Source organism: Streptomyces sp. NPDC049577 (assembly GCF_040675635.1).
In the GTDB taxonomy this organism is placed as follows: domain Bacteria; phylum Actinomycetota; class Actinomycetes; order Streptomycetales; family Streptomycetaceae; genus Streptomyces.
In genome coordinates this window covers 1-9,166 of sequence record NZ_JBFAPH010000251.1, presented here as the reverse complement: position 1 = coordinate 9,166, position 9,166 = coordinate 1, and the positions used below count along the sequence as shown (strand labels likewise).

Sequence of the window (9,166 nt, the reverse complement as noted above, 5' to 3'; positions counted from 1 at the left end):
CGACGACGCCCTTGCCGAGGGCCTTCTCCAGGACGGGCAGCGCCTCGTGGCGGACGCGGGAGCGGGTGTAGGCGGGGTCGGAGTTGTGCGGGTCGCCGCGCTGGTCATCGGCGTCCTCGGCCAGGTGCACGTGGCCTGCGGGTCACCCGGGCGCGGCGACGGCTCGCAGGCCCTCCAGAACGCCGGCGGCCTGATCGGCTGGGCGGCCTCCAAGCCCCTGGTCTACACGGTCGGCGATGTACTGGCCGTGCCGCTGCTGGTGCTGCTCACCGTCTTCGGCCTGCTCGTCGTCACGGCCACCCCGGTCAACGCCATCCCCCGCCGGCTGCGCGAGCTCGGCGTACGGCTGGGCCTGATCGAGCCCCTGCCCGGCGAGTACGCGCCGGAGGACGAGGCCTACGCCGAGTACGGCGCGGAGTGGCGCGAGCCGCCCGCCCGCCGGACCCGCCGGGCAGCGGGTCGGGGCGCCGCCGTCCCCGGTCCGGACGGTGGCTGGGACGAGGCCGAGGAAGAGGCGCTCGGCAAGCGCCGCACGCCGCGCCGTACGCCCGCCCCGCCGCCCGCCGGGCGGGAGCCGGACGCCGTGGACCTCGCGGCCGCCGCCGCGGCCTCGCTGGACGGGGCCGTGCTGCACGGCGTCCAGCCGTCGCCGCTCGTCGCCGGCCTGAGCAGCGGCATCTCGACCGAGACCGGCCGGAGCGCGGACCGCCCCGGGGCCAGGAAGCCCGCCGGCCGGAAGACCGCCGAGGTCCCCGACCTCACCCGGGGCGTCCCCGATCTGACCAAGGGCGTGCCCGACCTCACCAAGCCCGCGCCGGAGCCGGGCGGGCTGCCGCCGCGCGCCGAGCAGCTCCAGCTCGCGGGCGACATCACCTACGCCCTGCCGTCACTCGATCTGCTGGAGCGTGGCGGCCCCGGCAAGACCCGCAGCGCCGCCAACGACGCCATAGTGGCCGCGCTGACGAACGTGTTCGCCGAGTTCAAGGTCGACGCGGCCGTCACCGGGTTCACCCGCGGGCCGACGGTCACCCGCTACGAGGTGGAGCTGGGCCCGGCCGTCAAGGTCGAGCGGATCACCGCGCTCACCAAGAACATCGCCTACGCGGTCGCCTCCCCGGACGTCCGCATCATCAGTCCGATCCCCGGCAAGTCGGCCGTCGGCATCGAGATCCCGAACACCGACCGGGAAATGGTCAACCTGGGCGACGTGCTGCGCCTGGCGGACGCCGCGGGCGACGAGCACCCGATGCTGGTGGCGCTCGGCAAGGACGTCGAGGGCGGCTACGTGATGGCCAACCTCACCACGATGCCGCACGTCCTGGTCGCCGGAGCCACCGGTTCCGGAAAGTCCTCCTGCATCAACTGCCTGATCACCTCGATCATGGTGCGGGCGACCCCCGAGGACGTCCGGATGGTGCTGGTCGACCCCAAGCGTGTCGAGCTCACCGCCTACGAGGGCATCCCGCACCTGATCACCCCGATCATCACCAACCCCAAGCGGGCCGCCGAGGCCCTCCAGTGGGTCGTGCGCGAGATGGACCTGCGCTACGACGACCTCGCGGCCTTCGGCTTCCGGCACATCGACGACTTCAACGCGGCCGTCCGGGAGGGCAAGGTCAAGCCGCCGGAGGGCAGCGGGCGGGAGCTGTCGCCCTACCCGTATCTGCTCGTCATCGTGGACGAGCTCGCGGACCTGATGATGGTGGCCCCGCGGGACGTGGAGGACTCCATCGTCCGGATCACCCAGCTGGCCCGCGCCGCCGGCATCCATCTGGTGCTGGCCACCCAGCGGCCGTCCGTCGACGTCGTCACCGGTCTGATCAAGGCGAACGTGCCCTCGCGGCTCGCCTTCGCCACGTCCTCACTCGCCGACAGCCGGGTCATCCTCGACCAGCCGGGCGCCGAGAAGCTGATCGGCAAGGGCGACGGGCTCTTCCTGCCGATGGGGGCCAACAAGCCGGTCCGCATGCAGGGCGCCTTCGTGACCGAGGCCGAGGTCGCGGCCGTCGTCAAGCACTGCAAGGACCAGATGGCCCCGGTCTTCCGGGACGACGTGACGGTCGGCTCGGCGAAGAAGAAGGAAATCGACGAGGACATCGGTGACGACCTCGATCTGTTGTGCCAGGCGGCCGAGCTGGTCGTATCCACCCAGTTCGGGTCGACTTCGATGCTCCAGCGCAAATTGCGTGTGGGATTCGCCAAGGCGGGCAGGCTCATGGACCTGATGGAGTCGCGCAATATCGTGGGCCCGAGCGAGGGCTCCAAGGCGCGCGACGTCCTGGTCAAGCCCGATGAGCTGGACGCGGTCCTCGCGGTCGTCCGCGGCGAGTCCCCCGAGTGACCTCCCCGTCCGGAACAGGTGCCTGACCAACCGTTTCTCTCGGCGACGCGCGCAGTTGAGGGGGAGGGAAGAGGTGATGTACCACCGCCGGTGCCGCAGAGCATTCTGATGGCCTACAAAGTCCGTCTTCCCGCTTGCCCGATGCTTTTGCATCCCCCCTAGACTGAATCTCCAGCAGGTGGCTGCACGCTCGAAAGGCGCCCACGTGTCCATCGGCAACTCTCCCGAAGACGACCGGCCCTCCGTCGGACGTTCTCTTCAGCAGGCCCGTATCAGCGCAGGACTGACTGTCGATGAGGTCAGTTCGATTACTCGCGTACGCATTCCGATCGTTCATGCGATCGAACAGGATGATTTCACCCGCTGTGGCGGACACGTGTACGCCCGAGGGCATATCCGCACGCTGGCTCGTGCCGTCGGGCTCGATCCGGTCCCGCTTCTGGAGCAGTACGCCGCGGACCACGGCGGGCGGCTCGCGCCGACCCCCGCCGCGCCGCTGTTCGAGGCCGAGCGGATCCGCCCCGAACCCCGGCGGCCCAACTGGACGGCGGCGATGGTCGCCGCGATTGTCGCGGTCGTCGGTTTTGTCGGATTCACCCTCTTCAATGGCGGCGCCCAGGGGGAGAACACCTCCGTCGCCGCCGACCCGTCCACCGCCAAGCCCGCCAAGCCGTCCAAGGCGCCCGGCGGCAAGGCCGGCCGCGGCAAGGCCGACCCCAAGCCGGCCCCGTCCGACAGCGCCATCGCGGGTGTCCCGGCCAACAAGGTCACCGTCAAGCTCACCGCCGAGAACGGCCAGACCTGGATGTCCGCCAAGGATCACAACGGCAAGCTGCTGGAGGAGGGCGTACTGCGGCAGGGGGCCTCCAAGACCTTCACCGACAGCAAGCGCATCGACCTCGTCCTCGGCAACGCCGGCGCCGTCCAGCTGTTCGTGAACGGCAAGGAGATCAAGAAGCTGGGCGAGGACGGCCCCGTCCAGCGGCTGAGCTACACCCGGGGCGACCCCGAGGTCGGCTGACCGGGCGCCCGGGGCGGCCGCGGGAGCCGGCGGGGTGACCGGTCTCTCCGCGTCCCGGAGTGACTCGGCAGCGGACGCGGTGCCGGGACAAAGTAGGCTGAGCCCTATGCCCGAACGCCGTACCGTCGCTCTTGTCACACTTGGCTGCGCCCGTAACGAGGTGGACTCGGAGGAGCTGGCAGGCCGCTTGGCGGCGGATGGCTGGGACCTCGTCGAGGACGCCGCCGACGCCGATGTGGCCGTCGTCAACACCTGTGGCTTCGTCGAGGCCGCCAAGAAGGACTCCGTCGACGCCCTGCTGGAGGCCAACGATCTGAAGGATCACGGCCGCACCCAGGCCGTGGTGGCCGTCGGCTGCATGGCCGAGCGGTACGGCAAGGAGCTGGCCGAGGCGCTGCCCGAGGCCGACGGTGTGCTCGGCTTCGACGACTACGCCGACATCTCCGACCGGCTCCAGACCATCCTCTCCGGCGGCGTCCACGCCTCCCACACCCCGCGCGACCGGCGCAAGCTGCTGCCGATCAGCCCCGCCGAGCGGCAGGCCGCCGCCGACGTGGCCCTGCCCGGGCACGCGCAGGACGGCGCGGAGCCGCCCGCGGAAGCCCCCGCCGACCTGCCGGAGGGCCTCGCGCCCGCGTCCGGCCCGCGCGCCCCGCTGCGCCGCAGGCTCGGCGCCAGCCCCGTCGCCTCCGTCAAGCTCGCCTCCGGCTGCGACCGGCGCTGCACCTTCTGCGCCATCCCGTCCTTCCGCGGCTCCTTCATCTCCCGCCGCCCCGCCGACGTGCTGAACGAGACCCGCTGGCTGGCCGAGCAGGGCGTCAAGGAGATCATGCTGGTCTCCGAGAACAACACCTCCTACGGCAAGGACCTCGGCGACATCCGGCTGCTGGAGACGCTCCTGCCGGAGCTCGCGGCAGTGGACGGCCTGGAGCGGATCCGCGTCAGCTACCTCCAGCCCGCGGAGATGCGGCCGGGCCTGATCGACGTCCTGACCTCCACCGAGAAGGTCGCCCCCTACTTCGACCTGTCCTTCCAGCACTCCGCGCCGGGCGTGCTGCGGGCCATGCGCCGCTTCGGCGACACCGACCGCTTCCTGGACCTGCTGGAGGCGATCCGCGCCAAGGCCCCGCAGGCCGGTGCCCGCTCCAACTTCATCGTCGGCTTCCCCGGCGAGAGTGAGGAAGACCTCGCCGAGCTGGAGCGTTTCCTGAACGGGGCGCGTCTCGACGCCATCGGCGTCTTCGGCTACTCGGACGAGGACGGCACCGAGGCCGCCGGCTACGAGAACAAGACCGACCCGGAGATCGTCGCCGAGCGCCTGGAGCGCGTCTCGCGGCTCGCCGAGGAGCTCACCGCGCAGCGCGCGGAGGAGCGGATCGGGGACACCGTCGAGGTGCTCGTCGACCGGGTCGACGAGGAGGGCGTCATCGGCCGCGCGGCCCACCAGGCGCCCGAGACCGACGGCCAGGTGCTGCTGGACATGGGCGGCGCCGAGGCGCCGGCCCCCGGCCGTATGGTCGTGGCAAAGGTCGTGGCGAGCGAGGGTGTGGACCTCGTCGCCCAGCCCGTGGGGAGCGAATGGTGGAGCGAGGAGGCCGCCAGATGAGCGGAGTCCCGGCCTCCGCAGCGGGAGGCCACGCCCCCGCGGCGTCCATGCGGCAGGCCGGGCTGTGGAACATCGCCAACATCCTCACCATGGTGCGGCTGCTCCTCGTGCCCGGGTTCGTCCTGCTGATGATGCACAACGGCGGCTACGACCCGGCCTGGCGCTCCTTCGCCTGGGCGGCATTCGCCGTCGCCATGATCACGGACCTGTTCGACGGCCATCTCGCGCGGACGTACAACCTGGTCACCGACTTCGGGAAGATCGCGGACCCGATCGCCGACAAGGCGATCATGGGGGCGGCGCTGATCTGCCTGTCCACCCTGGACGATCTCCCGTGGTGGGTGACCGGGGTGATCCTCCTGCGCGAGATCGGCATCACGCTGATGCGCTTCTGGGTCATCCGGCACGGGGTCATTCCGGCCAGCCGGGGCGGAAAGATGAAGACGCTCGCCCAGGGCGTCGGCACCGGCATGTACATCCTGGCGCTCACCGGGCCGCTGGCGACCCTGCGCTTCTGGGTGATGGCGGTGGCCGTCGCATTGACGGTGCTGACCGGTCTGGACTACGTGAAGCAGGCCGTCCAGTTGCGCCGTGCCGGGCGGTCCGCGGAACCGGGCGGGCCCGCGCGGTGAGCACCGGGGTCGGCAGCCGGGCGCCCGAGGCCCTCGCGGTGCTGCGGGAGCGCGAGCAGACGGTGGCCGTCGCGGAGTCGCTCACGGGCGGCCTCGTCGTGGCGGAGCTGACGGCGGTCGCGGGCGCCTCGGAGTCGGTGCGCGGCTCGGTCACCGCCTACGCCACCGACGTCAAGCGCGACCTGCTCGGCGTGGACGGAGCGCTGCTCGCCGCGCGCGGTGCCGTGGACCCCGAGGTGGCGCGGCAGATGGCCGAGGGTGTGCGGGCGCTCCTCGGCGCGGACTGGGGGCTCGCCACGACGGGCGTCGCCGGGCCGGCCCCCCAGGACGGCAAGCCGGTCGGCACGGTCTTCGTCGCCGCCGCCGGCCCGCACGGCGCGGGCGCGGTGCGCGAGCTGTCGCTGGACGGCGACAGGGCGCGCGTGCGGGCGGAGAGCGTACGCGAAGTTCTCGCGCTCCTGTTGTGCGAACTGACAGAGAACGCGGGGGCAAAGGATACGGAACACAACGGGGGGAATTGATGTTTGCAGCCCTGAGTGAACACGACATAGCTCCCCGCACGGCCGCACCCCGAGGCGGTACGGTGGGGCGTGAAGGAACCGGATTCGCGGTCCAAGGAGGGAGCCACCGATGATTCTGCTCCGTCGCCTGCTGGGTGACGTGCTGCGTCGGCAGCGCCAACGCCAGGGCCGCACTCTGCGCGAGGTCTCCTCGTCAGCCCGGGTCTCGCTCGGTTACCTCTCCGAGGTCGAGCGCGGGCAGAAAGAGGCGTCCTCCGAGCTTCTCTCCGCAATCTGCGACGCTCTGGACGTACGGATGTCCGAGGTCATGCGTGAGGTGAGCGATGAACTGTCGCTCGCCGAGCTGGCGCAGTCGGCGGCGGCGAGCGAGCCGGTACCCGCGCCGATGCGGCCGATGTTCAATTCGGTGTCCGTGACGTCCGTGACGGGCGTACCGGGGGAGCGCGTGACCATCAAGGCCCCCGCGGAGGCCGTGGACGTGGTCGCGGCCTGACACCGTTCGTTCCGGAAAAGGCGTCCGTTTGACGTCGAGGGTCCTGGTCAGAAGTTCGACCAGGACCCTTTGCCGTTCTCCGGCCGCTGTCGCGCTCCTGTGCGATGGTGGGAAGGCCGGTGGAACGGAACTTTCCGGATGAACAGGAGGAAGCGGATGTCTGTCGTCAAGAGCCCGCTGTCCGAGCAGGACCGCAAGATCGTCGGCGACGCCCTCCAGGGCGCGCTCGTGGATCTGGTGGACCTCTCCCTCGTGGCCAAGCAGGTCCACTGGACCGTGGTCGGCCCGCGTTTCCGCTCCGTGCACCTGCAGCTCGACGACGTCGTCGCCAGTGCGCGCAAGCATGCCGACACGGTGGCCGAGCGGGCCTCGGCCCTTGGTGTCGCACCGGACGGCCGAGCCGAGACCGTTGCCAAGACCAGTGGCATCGACACGGTCGGCGGCGGCTGGAACAAGGACACCGACGCCGTCCGCATCCTCGTCGCGGCACTCGGTGCCGTCATCACCCGGATGCGGGAGCGCATCCGCTCGACGGCCGACCCGGACCCCGTGACCCAGGACATCCTCATCGGTCTCACCGGGGATCTCGAGAAGCACCACTGGATGTTCCAGGCGGAGAACGCCTGAGCCCCGCGCGGGGCGCGTGCGGGGCCCGCCGCCGTCTCCGGTGGCGGGCTCGGCCGGGCCACGGTCTCCTGGGTGCATGGACGAGCACCCGGTGATCCGCTTCACCAACGAGCTGATGGTGGTCACGGACCTCGACCAGGCGGCCGCCGGGGCCTTCGTGCGCAGCGTCTACCAGGAGGGCGTCCACGAGGGGGAGCAGCGCGTGATCAGTGAGCTGCACCGGCGGGACCGCGAGGTCGCGGAACTGGAGGCCCGGCTGGCCGCGCTGCGCGGAGAGCCCCCGGAGGAGGCCCCCGGCTGATGGTCCGGGCCCGGCCGGGCGGCGGGCAGGCCGCCCGCTTCACCTGGCTCGCCCTCCTCGCGCCGGTCGCGGGCGGCGCATGGTGGTGGGCGTTCTTCCGGGTGCTCGCCCAGCCCGGCGCGGCCGGGCCGGTGGAGCTGTCGCTGGCCGCCGGGGGCTGGGGGCTCAGCCTGCTGCCCGTGCACTGCGTGCCGCGCGTCCGGCGCCGCCGGTGGTTCCGGCGGCCGCACCGGCGCCACCGGGCCGGTGGGAGCCGGGGTGAGGACGGAGGTGGGGGCGGATTCCCCGGGGGCGGATCCCCGGCGCCTCACCCACTCGGGTCAGCGCCGCGGCCTGATCCGCCGGCCGGGCCGGACGCGCCCGGCGCGTCCGGACCACCGGAGCCGGGGCCGGGCTGGCAGCGGGGGCACCAGTAGGTGGAGCGCTCCTGGCCGCCCGGGCCCTGGTCGGCCATCCGCACCGGGGTGCCGCAGCGGCGGCACGGACGCCCTGCGCGCCCGTACACCCACAGTCGGTGCTCGGGACGGGGATCGGCCGTGGTGATACGGGTGAAGCGCTCCTTGTTGGCCTCCAGCAGCCTTCTGGCCAGGGCGGTCAGCCGGCCGGGATCGGGGAGCTCCCCGGCGGGCAGCCAGGGGGAGACGCGGAGCAGGAAGCAGAGCTCCGACTTGTAGACATTGCCGATGCCCGCCAGATTGCGCTGGTCGAGCAGGGCCTCGCCCAGGGCGCGGGCGGGCTCGGCGAGCAGCCGGCGCGCGGCCTCCTCCGGGTCCCAGCCGGGGCCGAGGAGATCGGGGCCCAGATGGCCGACGACCGTGTGCTCCTCCGCCGTGCGCAGCAGATCCAGCGCGGGCAGGCGGTAGCCCACGGCCGTGTACCCGGAGTTGGCGAGGATCGCCCGGATCTGGTGCGCCGGCCCGCCGCGCGGTCGCTCGCCGGTCGCCTGGATCCGCCAGGACCCGTCCATGCCCAGATGGGAGTGGAGGGTCAGCCCGCCCTCGACGCGGGTCAGCAGGTGCTTGCCGCGCGGAACGACCTCCGTCACGGCCCGGCCGGTGAGGTCGACGGTGGCCAGCCGGGGCACCCGTAGATCGCTGCGGACCAGCGTCCGGCCGGCCAGGGCGCGGTGGAGGTTGCGCGCGGTGAGCCAGACGGTGTCCCCCTCGGGCATCGCTACCTCCTCGGACGCGGCGGGACGCGGCGGCGTGGGACGGCTCAGGCGCCGCGCAGCCGCAGGCCGCGCGGCGTGGCGTGGAAGCCCGCCTCCTCCAGGAGCGCTCCCAGCGGGGACGACAGCGCCGACGCGCCGTTGACCCGCTCGACCGTGACCGTACCCAGCATGCCCGCGTGCGCCGCCTCCGCGAGGGCGGCGGCCGCCTCACGCAGCCCCGGGTCGTCGGGCTCGGGAGCCTCGGCGCCCTCCCGCTGGGGCCAGGCCAGCACGGTCTTCCCGCCACGCTCGACGTACAGCGCCAGCGCGCCGTCGAGCAGCACGACCAGCGAACCGGCCTTGCGGCCGGGCTTGTGCGACGCCCCGGCCGGCGGCTCCGGCCACGGCAGGGCCGCCCCGTAGGCGTTGGCGGGGTCGGCGGCGGCGAGCAGGACGGCCCGGCGCCGGCCGGGC

10 protein-coding genes are annotated in these 9,166 nt (G+C 72.6%); 8 read left to right on the top strand and 2 right to left on the bottom strand.

Annotated elements, in window-relative coordinates:
- The first annotated feature begins 130 nt into the window (after window positions 1-130).
- The 8 genes from AB0K09_RS24080 to AB0K09_RS24045 all read left to right on the top strand — a co-directional run bounded on the left by AB0K09_RS24080 (window position 131) and on the right by AB0K09_RS24045 (window position 7,542).
- Window positions 131-2,341 carry a DNA translocase FtsK gene (locus tag AB0K09_RS24080; RefSeq protein WP_366067452.1) on the top strand — a complete coding sequence of 737 codons (2,211 nt, stop codon included), beginning with the start codon at window positions 131-133 and terminating at the stop codon, window positions 2,339-2,341.
- 205 nt (window positions 2,342-2,546) lie between these two features.
- Window positions 2,547-3,362: a RodZ domain-containing protein gene (locus AB0K09_RS24075; protein ID WP_366067451.1), complete on the top strand. Its 816-nt coding sequence runs from the start codon at window positions 2,547-2,549 to the stop codon at window positions 3,360-3,362.
- A 106-nt stretch (window positions 3,363-3,468) separates the two neighbouring features.
- A complete protein-coding gene (gene rimO, locus AB0K09_RS24070) occupies window positions 3,469-4,968 on the top strand; it encodes a 30S ribosomal protein S12 methylthiotransferase RimO (RefSeq protein WP_366067450.1) in 1,500 nt (499 codons plus the stop codon).
- Window positions 4,965-5,600 carry a CDP-diacylglycerol--glycerol-3-phosphate 3-phosphatidyltransferase gene (pgsA, locus tag AB0K09_RS24065; RefSeq protein WP_366067449.1) on the top strand — a complete coding sequence of 212 codons (636 nt, stop codon included), beginning with the start codon at window positions 4,965-4,967 and terminating at the stop codon, window positions 5,598-5,600. The genes rimO and pgsA overlap by 4 nt, the downstream gene beginning before the upstream one ends.
- Window positions 5,597-6,121, top strand: coding sequence for a nicotinamide-nucleotide amidohydrolase family protein (locus AB0K09_RS24060; protein WP_366067448.1), 525 nt, complete (start codon window positions 5,597-5,599; stop codon window positions 6,119-6,121). The genes pgsA and AB0K09_RS24060 overlap by 4 nt, the downstream gene beginning before the upstream one ends.
- A gap of 109 nt (window positions 6,122-6,230) precedes the next feature.
- A complete protein-coding gene (locus tag AB0K09_RS24055) occupies window positions 6,231-6,614 on the top strand; it encodes a helix-turn-helix transcriptional regulator (RefSeq protein WP_086566431.1) in 384 nt (127 codons plus the stop codon).
- Window positions 6,615-6,770: 156 nt separating this feature from the next.
- Entirely contained in the window at window positions 6,771-7,241 is a 471-nt protein-coding gene (locus AB0K09_RS24050) for a DNA starvation/stationary phase protection protein (protein WP_366067447.1), read from the top strand.
- A 76-nt stretch (window positions 7,242-7,317) separates the two neighbouring features.
- Window positions 7,318-7,542: a hypothetical protein gene (locus AB0K09_RS24045; protein WP_366067446.1), complete on the top strand. Its 225-nt coding sequence runs from the start codon at window positions 7,318-7,320 to the stop codon at window positions 7,540-7,542.
- 307 nt (window positions 7,543-7,849) lie between these two features.
- Here AB0K09_RS24045 and AB0K09_RS24040 read toward each other — a convergent pair whose 3' ends face one another.
- Both AB0K09_RS24040 and AB0K09_RS24035 read right to left on the bottom strand, forming a co-directional pair.
- Window positions 7,850-8,713 (bottom strand): DNA-formamidopyrimidine glycosylase family protein, encoded by an 864-nt coding sequence (locus AB0K09_RS24040; protein WP_366067445.1) that lies wholly within the window; start codon window positions 8,711-8,713, stop codon window positions 7,850-7,852.
- A 44-nt stretch (window positions 8,714-8,757) separates the two neighbouring features.
- Window positions 8,758-9,166: hypothetical protein (locus AB0K09_RS24035; RefSeq protein WP_366067444.1), on the bottom strand; the 409-nt coding region annotated here is incomplete at its 5' end.

Coding starts and splice junctions, on each gene's coding strand:
- AB0K09_RS24050 (WP_366067447.1), top strand. CDS start 6,771: ATGTCTGTCGTCAAGAGCCCGCTGTCCGAGCAGGACCGCAAGATCGTC.
- pgsA (WP_366067449.1), top strand. CDS start 4,965: ATGAGCGGAGTCCCGGCCTCCGCAGCGGGAGGCCACGCCCCCGCGGCG.
- rimO (WP_366067450.1), top strand. CDS start 3,469: ATGCCCGAACGCCGTACCGTCGCTCTTGTCACACTTGGCTGCGCCCGT.
- AB0K09_RS24040 (WP_366067445.1), bottom strand. CDS start 8,713: ATGCCCGAGGGGGACACCGTCTGGCTCACCGCGCGCAACCTCCACCGC.
- AB0K09_RS24045 (WP_366067446.1), top strand. CDS start 7,318: ATGGACGAGCACCCGGTGATCCGCTTCACCAACGAGCTGATGGTGGTC.
- AB0K09_RS24055 (WP_086566431.1), top strand. CDS start 6,231: ATGATTCTGCTCCGTCGCCTGCTGGGTGACGTGCTGCGTCGGCAGCGC.